14 protein-coding genes are annotated in these 14,887 nt (G+C 34.3%); 3 read left to right on the top strand and 11 right to left on the bottom strand.

All coding sequences use genetic code 11. From position 1 onward, the window contains the following. Positions 1 to 4: 4 nt before the first annotated feature. Genes ACFSJT_RS13830 through ACFSJT_RS13820 form a run of 3 tightly spaced genes read right to left on the bottom strand, consistent with a single transcriptional unit; the run spans position 5 to position 2,318 of the window. Positions 5 to 448 (bottom strand): hypothetical protein, encoded by a 444-nt coding sequence (locus tag ACFSJT_RS13830; RefSeq protein WP_378320882.1) that lies wholly within the window; start codon positions 446 to 448, stop codon positions 5 to 7. Further along, entirely contained in the window at positions 441 to 1,634 is a 1,194-nt protein-coding gene (locus ACFSJT_RS13825; RefSeq protein ID WP_378320881.1) for an ABC transporter permease, read from the bottom strand. Before ACFSJT_RS13825 ends, ACFSJT_RS13830 begins: the two co-directional genes overlap by 8 nt. A 51-nt stretch (positions 1,635 to 1,685) precedes the next feature. Then, a complete protein-coding gene (locus tag ACFSJT_RS13820) occupies positions 1,686 to 2,318 on the bottom strand; it encodes an ATP-binding cassette domain-containing protein (protein ID WP_378320880.1) in 633 nt (210 codons plus the stop codon). A gap of 100 nt (positions 2,319 to 2,418) precedes the next feature. On the opposite strand from ACFSJT_RS13820, the gene ACFSJT_RS13815 reads away from it, so the two are divergent. Continuing rightward, on the top strand, positions 2,419 to 2,820 hold the full coding sequence (locus ACFSJT_RS13815; protein ID WP_378320879.1) for a MerC domain-containing protein: 402 nt from the start codon (positions 2,419 to 2,421) through the stop codon (positions 2,818 to 2,820). Positions 2,821 to 2,828: 8 nt separating this feature from the next. Beyond that, positions 2,829 to 3,497 carry a GTP cyclohydrolase I FolE gene (gene folE / locus ACFSJT_RS13810; protein WP_378320878.1) on the top strand — a complete coding sequence of 223 codons (669 nt, stop codon included), beginning with the start codon at positions 2,829 to 2,831 and terminating at the stop codon, positions 3,495 to 3,497. A gap of 217 nt (positions 3,498 to 3,714) precedes the next feature. Here the strand turns inward: folE and ACFSJT_RS13805 are convergent, their stop codons facing one another. The 5 genes from ACFSJT_RS13805 to ACFSJT_RS13785 form a co-directional block, all read right to left on the bottom strand. After that, entirely contained in the window at positions 3,715 to 4,851 is a 1,137-nt protein-coding gene (locus ACFSJT_RS13805; protein WP_378320877.1) for an efflux RND transporter periplasmic adaptor subunit, read from the bottom strand. Between the two features lie 10 nt (positions 4,852 to 4,861). Further along, positions 4,862 to 9,199, bottom strand: coding sequence for a CusA/CzcA family heavy metal efflux RND transporter (locus ACFSJT_RS13800; RefSeq protein WP_378320876.1), 4,338 nt, complete (start codon positions 9,197 to 9,199; stop codon positions 4,862 to 4,864). 73 nt (positions 9,200 to 9,272) lie between these two features. Next, positions 9,273 to 9,677: a hypothetical protein gene (locus ACFSJT_RS13795; RefSeq protein WP_378320875.1), complete on the bottom strand. Its 405-nt coding sequence runs from the start codon at positions 9,675 to 9,677 to the stop codon at positions 9,273 to 9,275. Positions 9,678 to 9,876: 199 nt separating this feature from the next. After that, complete coding sequence (locus ACFSJT_RS13790) at positions 9,877 to 10,506, bottom strand: NADPH-dependent F420 reductase (protein ID WP_378320874.1); 630 nt, start codon at positions 10,504 to 10,506, stop codon at positions 9,877 to 9,879. 42 nt (positions 10,507 to 10,548) lie between these two features. After that, on the bottom strand, positions 10,549 to 10,860 hold the full coding sequence (locus ACFSJT_RS13785; RefSeq protein WP_378320873.1) for an antibiotic biosynthesis monooxygenase family protein: 312 nt from the start codon (positions 10,858 to 10,860) through the stop codon (positions 10,549 to 10,551). A 273-nt stretch (positions 10,861 to 11,133) separates the two neighbouring features. Between ACFSJT_RS13785 and ACFSJT_RS13780 the strand changes: the two genes are divergently transcribed. Continuing rightward, entirely contained in the window at positions 11,134 to 11,499 is a 366-nt protein-coding gene (locus ACFSJT_RS13780) for a winged helix-turn-helix transcriptional regulator (RefSeq protein WP_465252810.1), read from the top strand. Between the two features lie 33 nt (positions 11,500 to 11,532). Here ACFSJT_RS13780 and ACFSJT_RS13775 read toward each other — a convergent pair whose 3' ends face one another. From ACFSJT_RS13775 to ACFSJT_RS13765, 3 genes are all read right to left on the bottom strand, one after another. Beyond that, positions 11,533 to 11,730: a hypothetical protein gene (locus ACFSJT_RS13775; protein WP_378320872.1), complete on the bottom strand. Its 198-nt coding sequence runs from the start codon at positions 11,728 to 11,730 to the stop codon at positions 11,533 to 11,535. Positions 11,731 to 11,842: 112 nt separating this feature from the next. Further along, on the bottom strand, positions 11,843 to 13,363 hold the full coding sequence (locus ACFSJT_RS13770; RefSeq protein WP_378320871.1) for a family 16 glycosylhydrolase: 1,521 nt from the start codon (positions 13,361 to 13,363) through the stop codon (positions 11,843 to 11,845). A gap of 3 nt (positions 13,364 to 13,366) precedes the next feature. Further along, positions 13,367 to 14,800, bottom strand: a complete 1,434-nt coding sequence (locus tag ACFSJT_RS13765; RefSeq protein WP_378320870.1) for a sulfatase — start codon at positions 14,798 to 14,800, stop codon at positions 13,367 to 13,369. Positions 14,801 to 14,887 lie beyond the last annotated feature (87 nt).

Here is a 14,887-nt window from a genome sequence, read left to right as displayed (position 1 = left end):
TACTTTACTGTACCAATCTACCTGTAGCCTCTTTTAGTATATAATTACAGTGATCTACATCATCTACGTTAAGCTCCAGAACACCTGTAATCTCTAAAATTTGATCCATTTTAAACTTTGGCCTTTGTTTAAAAACAACTTCAACAACACTTTCTGGACCCGCTCCTCCACAAAAAAAGCAGGAAGATCTAGGATTTTGAGAAATCAAATAAAATTCGTCTTCTTCAATCGAAAAATCTAAAAAGTAACCTTTAATACGAATCCGAGCACCTTGATATGATTGTATAATTGGCCCAAATTTAGGTTTTAAAAAGATGTCATCATACTTTGCACTATACACATTATAAAATTTTACATCGGCTAAATCATTCCATGTCAATTTTTCTTGAGAAAACAGACCTAATGAGTTCAGTATAAAAAACAAGACTAAGAAAACTATTTTATGCATCAGATATTGTTTTAGAAACGTTTAACTTAAATAAAGACAATGAGGCCAAAATTGCTGCCAATAAGGTTGTTAGAATCACTAATACCAATATGATTAACTCCTTAGTAGTAGGAAGGCTAAATACAAAATGATAACCGTATACATCTTCAGTAAAAATTGAAAAGAACCATATACTTATTCTTCCTAGAAACCACCCCACGGTAGCTCCTAATAAGGATAAGAAAAGTGCCTCCAAAAAAACCAATTTTATCAACTGAAAAGTATTGGCACCATAGGTACGTAAAAGAGCCAGCTCTTGTTTTCTTTCTCTTACGGTTTTTATTAAGTTTATAAATATACTTAGCCCCGCTACCAGTAATATTGCAATGGCAATACCATTTATTGTTTGAAATCCTATTCCTAAAAATCCCATTAATCGCTCGATTTCAAATTTTGGGAGTGCTGCTTGCATAGTAGTTTCGTCATTAATAAATCTTGACATTTGCAAAGTTCCTAAGGGGTTTCTAAATTTTACTAACAAAGAAGTTATTTCGCGTTCTTCTCCGGATTCATCTTTATGATTACTATGCTCATCAACATGTTCTCCTTTATGCTCTTCTTCATGGTGGTGTGGCTCATCATTATGTTCGTGTACTTCCCAAATACTTTCAAGATTAGTAATAATAAGGTGATCAATAATTGTACTTGTTGGTTTTAATATTCCCGTAATGATAAAAGGTTTTTCATTATGGGTTTCTAATCCCTTTTCGGCTAAGCCGTGGGAGCTTAAAAAGGTATCCCCGACTTGTAGATTATCTTTTTTTGATACACCACTTCCAATAACTACTTCGAATGGTTTTTCATATAACCTTCCTTCTTGTAAACTTGCTTCGTATTTAGTCAAATACTCATTGGTTGTGCCTAAAATCCGAATTCCTTTATAATTATCTCCATAAGAAACAGGTATCATTTCTTTAACCATAGGATTTTTAGCAATATTTATGGCTTTTTTTAATGATATATTACCAGTAGGGTTATCGATATGCAAAACCGAAGATAATACAAGTTGCAAAGGGCTTCCTTTTGCACCAATAACCATATCAAATGGCTTAACATTACTTTCTAAATGATGGTTAAGCTGATTTCTTACTTGCAAGACAAAAGTCGCCAACGAAATACTAAGCATTAACAACAAAATGCTCAGCAAAGTATTTAAAGGTTTAGAAATCAAATTCTTGTATGCCAGGTATAACAATTTCTATAAAATTATGTGATTATTAAAATGTGATTTAACTCTTTGATCATGAGTTATGATCACCAAATTACTTTTGCAGATCTGAGCCTCTTTTTTCAATAGAGAAATTACCTTTATACAATTACCATCATCCAAGTTTGATGTAGGTTCATCTGCTAATATAACTTTAGGTTTATGTATAACTCCTAAGGCGATAGAAAGTCGCTGTTGTTGTCCCTCGCTTAGCTGATACACCTTTTTGTTTTGAAGATCTGAGAGTCCTAGATGCATGATTAATTCTTCTCTGCGATAACGATCAATTTTCTTTTTGGAAAATCGCTCACGTAGGGTTAAATTCTCGAGCAAGGTCAAAGATTTAATGAAATATGTTTTTTGAAATATTAATCCTATATGTTGTCCTCTAAAATAATCAAGTTGTCTTCTTGTAAGTCTGTTCAGGCAATTATTTGCAATAAAAATGTCTCCTGCTTTGGGTGGTAAAAGCCCAGCCAAAAGATGTAACAGTGTAGTTTTGCCCACACCCGAAGGCCCTAAGATTAATATATCTTTTTTTGAAGGTAAATCAATATCCGGAAAGCTAAAGATATTATTTTTTGTATTCTGATATGTAAACCGCAGGGATGTCGTTCGGATCATAAAATTATTTTGGTCAAAAATAAAGAAATATTATTAACGCTACAAAGTTGCATTAATAAAATAATACTATCTTTGTAGACTTAAACAAATACATTTTCTTGTGAACATACCTCTCGTACGTAATAACTCGGATACTTTGGGAATAATAGCCAGTAGTTTATGTTTAGTACATTGCTTAGCAACTCCTTTTTTGTTTTTAGCTCATACAGGATTGATAATTTCTGAGGGAACACATCCTATTTGGTGGAAATCTTTAGATTTTATTTTTTTAGGACTATCTTTTATGGCAATTCGAAGATCTTCTAAAACCACCTCAAAACCAAAAATGAAATATGCTTTTTGGATAAGTTGGTTGCTATTATTCGTTATTGTGATTAATGAAAAACTATCCATGTTTCCTATACCCGAAGAGACAATTTACTTAGCATCTTCTTTATTGGTGGTTTTACATGTCTACAATCTGAAATATTGCCAATGCGAACAAGAATGTTGCAAACACTAAATGTAACTATGAAAACAACCAAAGAAGAAATAGAATTTATCGGAGACGAACATATTTCTAATACTGTAGAGACTCCTTTACGAAGTGACGCTTTCGAAAAATCAGATGGTGATAAAATCAAAAATATACAGTATCATTTTTCAGAAATCATGAAAGAGCTAGGGCTTGATCTAACAGATGATAGTCTCTCTGGAACTCCCTATAGAGTAGCTAAAATGTATGTAAAGGAACTTTTTTATGGTTTAAATCCTAAAAACCGTCCGAAAACTTCCGTTTTTGAGAATAAATATGGCTATAAGAAGATAGTAGTAGAGCAAAATATAAATATTGATTCTTCCTGTGAGCATCATTTTCTACCTATTGTAGGTACTGCACATGTGGGGTATATTCCTAACGAAAAAGTAATTGGACTGTCCAAAATTAATAGATTAGTAGATTATTATGCGCATCGCCCACAAGTACAAGAAAGACTTTGTTTACAAGTATTAAAAGACCTACAGCAAACTTTAAACACGGAAGATGTAATTGTAGTAGTACATGCAAAACATTTATGTGTTTCTTCTAGAGGGATTCAAGATAAAACTAGTTTTACTACTACACTAGAATATGGAGGCAAATTTACTATAGCCACTTTTCGTAATGAGTTTTTAAGAATCATTGAAAAAAACCAAAGATAACCCCTTCTGCATTCTTATTTCTACCATATAGTCTTGATCATTAAACCTTAAAATTTTTACACAAAAGATTCAAAATTCTATTAAAATACAAAATTACAAATCATTATTTCCGAAATTCATTTAATACATCAACTCATACTTACACTTATATCATTACTCTGTTGTTTGCAGCGACATTCATTGTTCCCAGGGTAGCAAACTTGTATGCTTTGAGCTATCATTCACCAATTAAATTGAATGCTCCTTTAGTCAAAAACTGTACATTTGACCCGAAAATATCTGGATTTTCAATTCTAGAATATCCATCATAAGTTGCCTGTACATTTACTTCTTGTTGCTTAAAGTAATAGATATCTTCTTCTTTTGTATCTAAAATCAGTACTGAAGAAACATCATCTACTGTTACCAATGCTTCACTAGGCAATGCTTTGGCTAAAGTGGAATCTGTAATAATTGAAGCCTCAACAAACATACCCGTTAAGAAATTATTATGGGATTCATCCTCCAAATGAGCATGAACTTTGATCGTTCTATTATTTTCAATTGCTGTTCCAACAAGATATACTTGAGCCTTATAGGTTTCTAAAGAAGCTTCAGGAATTTTGAAGCTAATTTTTTGACCTTTTTTCACGTTCATGATATCTTTCTCAAAAACAGAAAGTTCTAAATGAATATGTTTATTATCAACAATTTCTAATATGGCCGTTGCTGGCGAAACATAAGATCCCTTAGTAACGTTGACCTTTGTGATGCTACCAGATATAGGCGCATAAATAGTTGTTACTGAACTGAAATTACCTGCCTCAACTTTAGCGGGTGATATATTGAGCATTCTCAATTGTTTAGCTAAACTAGTTTGTTTTGCAATTGCCATTTTATATGCGCTTTCTGCTTTTAGAAAACTTTTTTGCGAAGTGATATTTTCCGCTTGCATTGTCTGCTGTCTATCGTATTCAGCCTTCAGGTAAGCAAGTTGTTCTTTTACTTCCAAATACTCTTGCTGCATGATAACAAACTCAGGATTTTCAATCGTTATTAAAACTTGTCCCTTGTATACTTTATCACCTATAAGCAATGGTAATTTTTTGATGTATCCTCCTACTTGAGCACTAACAAGCGCTCTATTCTCTGGTGGGACGTCTATCATTCCGTTTACATTAATGACTGTAGGAAATAGTTTTTCTTCCAAACTTCCTAACGTCATATTACTTTGCTCGAATTGTGCTTCAGTAACCTGAATTCGATCATCAATTACCTCTGTTACAGTCTCTTTTGATTGATTATTCTTCTCCCCACAATTCCATAGTGAGAGCAGAATACCAAGAATGAATATGATATGTATAGTACGTTTCATAACGATGTATTTATAGCGTTAGGTAATTAATGGAAATAATGGTTTGATTGTACTCATTGAGTTTATCCAGATAATCAAGTTTTATCTCATAAGCACTCTCAAGACTTTGAATATATTGATAAAAATTGATCTCACCATTTCTGAAACTACCGTTTGCTGTTTTTAAAATTTCTTCAGAAAGGATTGTGCCTTCTTGCTCATAATAGTTTAAAGCTTTTTGAAGTTGAGCTAACTGTATAGTAAGCCTATTGAGTTTTGCATTTAACTGAATTTTGTATTCATCAGATTCGGCTACCGCAATATCTTCGGCAATTCTGGCAGCTTTGATTCGCGAAGACTGACCTCCAAATAAAATAGGGATTTTTAATCCTAATTGATACCCGTAAAGGTTTTCATTAAGTTGAGCGTTGGTACCTCGAAAATACTCCAAACTTATATCTGGGAGTAACTGCTGTTTTTCAAACCCCCGTTCCGATTGCAGTAAAGAAATCTTATTTTGATAGCGCTTTATCTCAGGACTCTCACTCACATTCAATGCCTGTAAGGGCAGCTTAACCATATTAGAATCTCTAATCTGGATACTATCTTGAGTTTGGACTACTTTCTTTAGATTACTATAGGTCATTGCAACCTCATTTTTGGCTTGGCCGTATTTCAATTGAATCTGTTTTTGCTTAGAAGCTGCTGTAATTTTCTCCAGATAATTGGTTTCTCCTAGCTCAAATCTTCTTGCTGCAATTTTAGCGAAGTCTGAATATAAACTATCTAACTTCTTGTAGACAACCTCCTTCCCTCTGGCAATCTTATATTCATAGTAACTGGCAGTTACTTGTCTCTGTATTTCTTTTTTCTGAACTTCATAAGAACTCAAAACAACCCTAGAACGCTGTTTATTTAATTTCTTCTGAGAGAAATATACGGTTGGAAAACGGAAATCTTGTTGAACTCCAAAGACACGTATAGGTCTATCGTTCAAGGCCAGATTATTCTCATCAAAATGATAATATATTTGTGTCTTGTCAAAATTAAAAGCACTATTTACTAAAACATCTGATTGTTCGACCTGCAAATCATTTACCTTAAGACCAGCATTGTTTTCTATAGCTTGAGAAATGAGTTCATTTAATTGCAGGTCAGTTGTTTGTTGACCAAAACCATTGAACGAACATAAAAACAAAAGAATTGTTATTACTTTTCCAGAGTTAGTTTGAGTACGAACTCGTTTTGAATCATGTTGCCTATTAAAAATGATGTACAATACTGGTAAAACTACTAATGTTAAAAGTGTAGCCGTAACCAATCCACCAATAACTACCGTTGCTAATGGTCTTTGTACTTCTGCACCTGCGTTGGTAGAAATTGCCATAGGCAAAAAGCCTAAAGCTGCTGCAGACGCGGTGAGTATCACAGCTCTTAGCCTATCTTTAGTACCTTGTTTGATTAAAGCTTCCATACTTTCAAATCCCTGATGTTTCAGCTCTTTAAAATGTTCTATAAGTACAATACCGTTTAATACAGCAATTCCGAAAAGTGCAATAAAACCAATCCCTGCAGAAATACTGAAAGGCATGTCACGAATCCAAAGTAATAATACACCTCCTACTGCAGCTAAAGGAATTGCAGAATAAATTAATAATGCTTCTTTCACTGATTTAAATGCGAAGTACAATAAAATAAATATCATAATTAATGCAATCGGTACTGCTATCATTAATCTTGACTTGGCACTTTGTAAATTTTCAAACTGACCACCATAAGTAATAGAATAACCTACTGGTAGTTTAACATTTTCATTGATAATACGTTGTACATCGTTTACTACCGATTGTAAGTCACGATTACGAACGTTAATACCCACAACGATTCTTCTTCTAGTATTATCGCGAGATATTTTGGCCGCTCCTTTTTGATAGGTGATATCAGCCAGTTCACTTAATGGAATTTTTTCACCTACAGGTGAATCAACATATAGATTTTTAAGGTTTTCTATATCCTGACGTTTTTCTTTATCCAATCGAACCACAAGATCAAAACGTTTTTCTCCTTCAAAAACACTACCTACCGTTCGACCGGCAAATCCCATAGAGATCATATCATTCAACTCCTGAATATTGAGTCCATAGCGCGCAACTTTTGTTCTGTTATACTGTACATTCATCTCTGGCAGTCCAACTATTTTTTCTACAGAAATATCTGCTGCGCCGGGAACCTTTTCGATAAGTTTACCTATTTCGTTTCCTTTCTTGGCAAGAATATCCAGATCTTCACCAAAAACCTTGATAGCGATATCGGCACGCACCCCTGTAATCAACTCATTAAATCGCATCTCTATAGGTTGGGTAAACTCAACTTCCATTCCCGGAATAACAGTTAATGCTTCTTTAAACTTATCTGCCAGTTCATCTTTCGACGAAGCAGATATCCACTCACTCTTAGGTTTCAAGATGATAATGACATCACTTTCTTCCATAGACATAGGGTCTGTGGGAACTTCAGCAGCGCCTATACGGGTAACCACTTGTTTAACTTCCGGAAATTCTTTTAAGAGTATTTTTTCGATTTCAGTAGTGATCTCGACTGTATTACTCAATGAGGTTCCCGTTTTTAAAATGGGTTGGATTACGAAATCACCTTCATCTAATGTTGGAACGAATTCTGCACCCATAGAAGCATATACATAGGCAGATACAGCTAAAAGTCCAACAGCGATTCCCAGGACCAACTTCTTTCTTCGTAAAGCCCAATTAATGGTTGGTTCGTATATCTTATTGAGCCATTTCATTAATACTACTGAAATATTCTTATCTCCAGATTTAGATGGTTTAAGGTACAGAGAAGCAACTACCGGAACGTAGGTAAAACAAAGAAGCATTGCTCCAATAAGAGCAAAACTGAAGGTTAGTGCCATAGGTTTAAACATTTTTCCTTCAACACCACTTAAAGATAAAATGGGTATGAATACGATAAGGATTATAAGCTGTCCAAAGATGGCAGAGTTCATCATTTTTGAAGCTCCAGTAAACGTGATTTTGTCCTTTAACTTTTGCCTTTCCTCTTTCGTAAAAGCTTCAATCTGATCTTTCTTCTGCGTAATCTGAAAAGCGATAAATTCAACTATAATCACAGCACCGTCGATAATAATTCCGAAGTCAATAGCGCCCAAACTCATTAGGTTGGCATCAACTCCAAAGATGTACATTAAAGATAGTGCAAACAACAAACATAGTGGAATAACCGAAGCGACAACCAAACCTGAACGGAAGTTGCCCAGAAGTAATACTACCACAAAAATAACGATAAGACACCCTAAGACCAAGTTTTCTGTTACTGTGAATGTAGTTTTTGCGATGAGTTCACTTCGGTCTAAGAAAGGATTGATATAAACTCCCTCAGGCAGTGATTTTGAGATAGAGGCAACACGCTCTTTTACAGCTTCGATTACTTTTTTGGAGTTTGCATTTTTGAGCATCATTACCTGACCCAAAACTTTTTCACCTTCACCATTTCCTGTAATCGCACCAAACCGGGTGGCATTTCCGAAACCCACATTAGCGATATCTTTTATATATATAGGGATGCCATTATCGTTTTTAACAACGATATTTTTGATATCTTCTAAAGATGACACCAACCCCTCGCCTCTTATAAAAAAGGCTTGATCTACTTTTTCAATATAGCCACCTCCTGAAACACTGTTATTCATTTCTAATGCATGAAAAACATCATGAGCCATGATGTTCATTGCGTTGAGTTTTTCGGTACTAATAGCTACTTCGTATTGTTTTAGAAAACCACCCCAGGTATTTACTTCGACTACACCAGGTATCCCTGATAGCTGTCGTTTCACAATCCAGTCTTGTATCGTTCGTAAGTCTTCTGCAGTATACTTTTCTCTATACTCAGGTTTAACATCGAGAATGTATTGATAAATTTCACCCAATCCTGTGGTAATTGGTCCCATTTCTGGTGCCCCAAATCCTTTGGGAATTTTATCGGAAGCAGATTTGATCTTTTCTGCAATTAACTGTCTGGGTAAAAAAGTACCCATATCGTCATCAAAAACAATGGTCACTACAGATAATCCAAATTTAGAAACAGAACGAATCTCTTGTACCCCTGGTAAATTTGCCATCTCCAATTCTACAGGATAGGTAATGAATTGCTCCATGTCCCGAGTTGATAGATTACGAGAGGTAGTAATCACTTGTACCTGGTTATTAGTTACATCGGGCACGGCACCAAGAGGAATTTGTGATAATGAGTACAACCCAAACCCTATAATAAAGACGATAAATAATAGAACAATAAATTTGTTCTTAATACTAAAATTGATAATATATGATAACATAATCCATAGTAAGATAAATTAGATTACATCAGCGAATAAACGAGGATGTTACAGATAAAATTTGTGAAATGAATTATGCCTGCCACGGTGGCTGAAATATTCCTGATAAATAACAATTATAATCGGGAGACTGATAAAAGAAGGTATTGGTAGCGCGTTTCTGTTCTTCTATGTTGTGATAATCTCGGCTTTGGTGATTGTCAATCAAAGCTAAAAAAGAACTTGCATGTCCTCCTTGATGTTGAAACGGAAGCTGTTCATGCTCTTCTTTTTCCTCTTGATGTTCTTTTTGGTGATCTTCTTTCAACTCTCCGTAATGTTTAGAAATGAAAACAAAAAAGTTATCTCCATATTTTTGTGCGTGATATTTGGCGTGTTCCATCAACTCATCCAATTGTACAACATCATCTAAACCAACGTTGAAGCTTTGGGCGAGCACTAAACCAGAGATTAATATAGATATTAGCTTTGAAATCATCTTATTAGTATAAAGATAATTTATTTAATTTATATTCTGCTGGAGTTTGATTAATTCTTAATTATTCTAAATTGAAGAAACCCTATTTATTAAATATGGACAATCAGGAATTAATATGCTCGATAGATGAAATTATCAAGGTTAAGTGTGTAGGATAATACACTAAATAATTTTGCCGAGGTCGCAGCAAAGTCAAAAACTACTTCTCCAAATACGCCCATGTAAAATTAGGGTGATGCCCATTTGCACGAACTATATTGATCCAAAGTAATGTCATATGCTCTAGATGCAATGATTGAGATAAATCACCAACATCCAAGGTTTCAAAACCTAAGTCGGTATTAAGAGTAGCAACTCGATCCTTACTTCTGGAATCATTGCCTGCAATAAGCATGACTGGTTTAACATTATAATCTGAAAAGTTAGAATCCTCAAGGTTCTCAAAACCATATATGGTATAGGCCTTAACTACCTCGGCATCTTTTGCCCATTCTTGTACTTTTTCTGCTCCGGATATTTTACTTTCTAAACCATGAGTTATACCGGACCCAACCGGATTTGTACAATCTATCAAGGTTTTACCCGTAAATTGTAAAGTTTGTAATGCTTCTTCGTTTGCATTAAAAGGAACCGCCAAAAATACAATATCTGATGCGTCAACCGCCTGTTGCGGAAGCATCACTTTGAAATGATTATTTTTTTGCAAAGCATTAACTATGCTATTGCTCTCGGGATCACTATGAGCGATAATGATGTCATGACCCTTTTTCTGTAAGTTATTTGCTAAGGAAAAGCCTACGTTACCAATTCCAATAAAAGCTAATTTCATATGTATAATATATTTGTATTTGGTCTTTTTTTATTTCTTTGATTACAGTTGTTTCTTTAATGCAACTGCAGTCACTTGATAATGATTCATCTCTTGAATATCATTAAAAAAAGGTTTTACATGTTTCAAAAACTTCATGAAATCAGAGGATTTTCTGAATCCATTAAGATGGTCGTCTGTTGATGTCCATTCAATTCTAAGAATGAAATTATCGGGATCTTCTTCGCAATGTGATAATTCATATCCGAGACAAAATTCGGAGGTATGTAGCTGTTCTGAAGCTTTTGTATAAGCATTTATGAAATTATTCTGCCTGCTTTTTTCAATTTTATATCTTATATATTCTACTACCATAAGTATTGATTTTCTTTATAAGTTCTTGATACATTGCCCTACACACTTGCGGGATTAGTTAATCTGTAGACATTTTATGTAGTTTCATTGAAGCTGATTACAATATTTTATATATGTCTATCAAATGACTTATGTATTTTATTGTTATATTTCAACATCTAAAATACACTATAACAGCATAATAAAGAAGTACTTACCAAAAAGTAAGTTACGTACTTAAAAGAAAAAATAATTGATTTTTAAGAGGTTACAAATAGTTAAATTTTTCAAAAAATGTTAAAAGGAGAGAAAAGCATTATGCTCGAATATAAAGACAAACACTATTACTGTCCAGTTGAGCTTACCATGGATTTGGTGGGAGGTAAATGGAAAGGTGTTATTATTTGGTACTTGAAGGATTCGACTATGAGGTATAACGAATTGAAAAAAAAGATTACTACCATTTCAGAAAAAGTATTGATAAAAGAATTAAGATCCTTGGAATCTGATGGTATTGTATCTAGAAAAGTCTATCCCGAGGTTCCGCCCAAAGTAGAATATTCTTTAACGCCCTATGGTAAAACATTGATTCCTATATTCGAATTAATCAGTAAGTGGGGAAATAAGCATGTAGAACTTTACGGTACTTTGAAGGAATAACAAGGTTGTTTTTAATCCTAACAATTATTATTTTTAGATCAAATTGACTTTTTTATTTCCTTTTTCATTTACTCTTTTACCAAATCGATACACTGTTGAATACCTATAGATATTTTCTTCTTCCAAAGTATTAAATCCAAGGACAATATCCTTAAAAATCCCATTTTTATCAGGAACAAATAGTGACGCCAATCGCTGGGCAAAAACAGGTAAAAGTTGCCTCCAGACCATTCTTTGATAGAAAGCACAAATAATCCAACTGTTTGTTGTTAATTTCTTTTTCGAAATCAATGAAGCTGATGCCAGATTTAGTTTTTGATACTTTCACCTTAACAAATATTGATTATTGTTTTTGGTAGACTCGAATATAATCGACTTCTAATGTTTGTGGAAGCTTTTTATCATCAATATCAAATCCAGGCCAGTTACCTCCTATCGCAAAATTGATAATAAAGAAAAAAGGTTGATTAAACGGCCAATTTTCATATGTTTTATGCTCAGGAGCATAACTATAATAATTCAGGTCATCTATGAAGAACTGAATTTTTTCTTCATCCCATTCAACTGTGTACCGATGAAAATCTGTTGAAGCTGTATTTACTTTCAAACCTCCAGAGTAATTGTGATTTCCGCTAGCCATTTTTGTGTGCACTGTTCCATGCACAATATTTTGCATTTTACCTACGTGTTCCATAACATCAATCTCTCCACAAGCCGGCCAAACTTCTTCTTCTATATTACTTCCTAGCATCCAAAGTGCTGGCCAAGTACCATTACCACTTGGTAATTTTGCTCTAAATTCTATCTTTCCATACTGAAACTCACGTTTTCCCATAGAATTGATCCTTCCTGATATGTATTTATCACCTTCCTTTCTTGCGGTAATTACTAAATTTCCGTTTTTAACCTCAATCGTTCCTTCTTTTACATATTCTTGCAATTCATTATTTACCCATCCTGGTTTCGCTTCTTTTATGTTCCAATTTAAGGTATCAAGAGAACTCCCGTTGAATTCATCCGACCAAACCAGTTTCCATGAACTTTCAACCGATTTCTTTATTCGCTCCTTTACAAATTGAGCAAGTAATGGATATCCTGCTTCGGTCACATCATGCCCATATCCCTGCAATTCGAATAGGTCAATATCTTTATGACCGGTATTCTTCATCATTGTTTCAAAATAGAGATTCTCTTCATATCTACCCGGCAATTCAAGATCTCGATCACCTGTGATTAAAAGAAACGGTGGGGCTTCCTTTCGTACATGATACAAAGGTGCAAACTCATCTACAATGGGCTGGTTTCTTGGTATGTTATTTTCAGCTCTCACTGTAAAATGGGTTATGGTATGTCCGCTAAAAGGGATTACTCCAGCAATTTTATCCGCATCAATGTCATAAGCGCCAAGCCATTTTTTATCTAAAGAAACCATACTTGTCAAATATCCACCCGCAGAATGCCCCGAGACGAAAATCTGATCAGGATCTCCTCCATAACGTTGAATATTCTTAAACACCCAAGATACTGCTGCCGCTGTATCTTCAATGTATTGGGGTTTTTTGGCTTTGGGATACAAACGATACTCTACAGAAACAACAGCAAATCCTTGATTCATTAGGCGTTGTGGAATATATTTTTCTCCTCCCACTAATCCTCCACCGTGAATCCAAATAATAGTAGAAAAATTTTTTATTTGAGTTGGATAGTATAAATCCAACACGCATCTTTCTTTTGTATAATTATCCCACTTTTTCTTTATGCCATCATAATATTGGATATTATTTTCAAATTGATATAATGTTTCTTGCGAAAACAGTAACCGAAAAAAGAGGATACTAAAAATTGTTAACTGAATGGTTTTCATTAATTAGTTTTCTACATAATTTGGATTAGCCTCGGGAAACTTAGCTTCTAATTCTAAAAGCATTTTCTTCATATTGCCCTTTAGCGCTTCAAGTTTTTCTGTCGAGACTTCTGATAAATCATTACTTTCGGATATATCTTTTTTCAAATGATATAACTCATAACGATCATCCTCATAAAAGTGAATTACCTTCCAATCCCCTTCTCGATAAGCCGTTGAAGGTTTTCCATGTTGTGGACTATAATGAGGCAGATGCCATAACAAACCTCTTGGTGAAATTGAATCGTTCTTAAATAACGGAAGCAAACTTAGCCCGTCCTGAGTCCTTTCCTCAATTCCTGTAATATTCATAAATGTATTATAGAAGTCTTGTGCTATTACAGGAGTATTATTTATCTGATTAGGTAAGATCATTTTTGGCCAACGGATTATTAGGGGTTCTCTGATTCCACCTTCGTATACATATCCTTTACCTTCTCGAAGCATTCCATTGTCTGTAGGCGGTGTATGTTGTGCAAAAGCAGGAACTTCACGAACTGATAATCCACCATTGTCAGAAGTAAAAAGTACTAATGTATTTTCAGCTAAATTGAGTTCTTTAAGTTTCTCCAGGATTCTGCCAATATTTTGATCGATGGACTCTACCATAGCAGCATAGTGAATATTGGGCATTGTGGTTTCTGAAGTATCTACTCCTCTTTTCTTCCTATATTTTTCTACTAAATCCGGTTTCGCTTCTATAGGTACATGTGGTGAATAATAATTGAGACTTATAAAGAATGTAGAATCTTTCTGCTGGTTGATATATTCAATTGCCTTATCCGTAAGCACATCGGTAAGATAATCTCCTTCCTTTGAAGAATTCTGAAGCTCAGGTTTTTCTCCTTTATTAAAAAACGGATAAAAGAAACTTTTAGGTAGACCATTCCAAGCTCCCGCGATATTGATATCAAATCCTCGGTGATCCGGAGTGAACTTCCCCCCTCCCAAATGCCATTTACCTATAAACGCAGTTTTATAATCCTTGGCTTTTAATGCTTCGGCAATAGTTTTGTATTCTAAATTTAATCGTTGAGCGATCGGGGGTGTTTTTAGTTTTTGGTTTGGACCAGGAGGATGATTTCCGTGTATATGCTCTGTAATATTTACCTTAATTGGATGTAATCCTGTCATTAGACTTGCCCTTGAGGGACTACACAGAGGTGCAGCAGCATAAGCATCTGTAAATTTAATCCCTTCTTTAGCCAGTTGATCCAAATTGGGTGTTTCGATAAAATTATTGCCATAACTACTTAGATCATACCATCCCAAATCATCGGCTACAATCATAATGATGTTAGGGTTTGCACCTTTTTGTTCATCTTCTTTGAAAGTCTTATCTAATTTGCAGGATCCTACAAAAAGTGCTACTAAAATGAACCAAAAGATTGTATTCAAAAAGTTTCTATTTATTATCATAACGCTCTATTTGTTTTCTAAAAATAAATGTATCTATAATAAAGTTTATGATCATCATGCACTTAC

The sequence above is a fragment of the Aquimarina celericrescens genome, assembly GCF_042682765.1.
In the GTDB taxonomy this organism is placed as follows: domain Bacteria; phylum Bacteroidota; class Bacteroidia; order Flavobacteriales; family Flavobacteriaceae; genus Aquimarina; species Aquimarina celericrescens.
Note: the sequence above shows the minus strand (reverse complement) of the source record. Positions and strands in the feature narration are given on the sequence as shown.

Coding starts and splice junctions, on each gene's coding strand:
- ACFSJT_RS13830 (WP_378320882.1), bottom strand. CDS start 448: ATGCATAAAATAGTTTTCTTAGTCTTGTTTTTTATACTGAACTCATTA.
- ACFSJT_RS13820 (WP_378320880.1), bottom strand. CDS start 2,318: ATGATCCGAACGACATCCCTGCGGTTTACATATCAGAATACAAAAAAT.
- folE (WP_378320878.1), top strand. CDS start 2,829: ATGAAAACAACCAAAGAAGAAATAGAATTTATCGGAGACGAACATATT.
- ACFSJT_RS13805 (WP_378320877.1), bottom strand. CDS start 4,851: ATGAAACGTACTATACATATCATATTCATTCTTGGTATTCTGCTCTCA.
- ACFSJT_RS13800 (WP_378320876.1), bottom strand. CDS start 9,199: ATGTTATCATATATTATCAATTTTAGTATTAAGAACAAATTTATTGTT.
- ACFSJT_RS13795 (WP_378320875.1), bottom strand. CDS start 9,677: ATGATTTCAAAGCTAATATCTATATTAATCTCTGGTTTAGTGCTCGCC.
- ACFSJT_RS13790 (WP_378320874.1), bottom strand. CDS start 10,506: ATGAAATTAGCTTTTATTGGAATTGGTAACGTAGGCTTTTCCTTAGCA.
- ACFSJT_RS13785 (WP_378320873.1), bottom strand. CDS start 10,860: ATGGTAGTAGAATATATAAGATATAAAATTGAAAAAAGCAGGCAGAAT.
- ACFSJT_RS13780 (WP_465252810.1), top strand. CDS start 11,134: ATGTTAAAAGGAGAGAAAAGCATTATGCTCGAATATAAAGACAAACAC.
- ACFSJT_RS13775 (WP_378320872.1), bottom strand. CDS start 11,730: ATGGTCTGGAGGCAACTTTTACCTGTTTTTGCCCAGCGATTGGCGTCA.
- ACFSJT_RS13770 (WP_378320871.1), bottom strand. CDS start 13,363: ATGAAAACCATTCAGTTAACAATTTTTAGTATCCTCTTTTTTCGGTTA.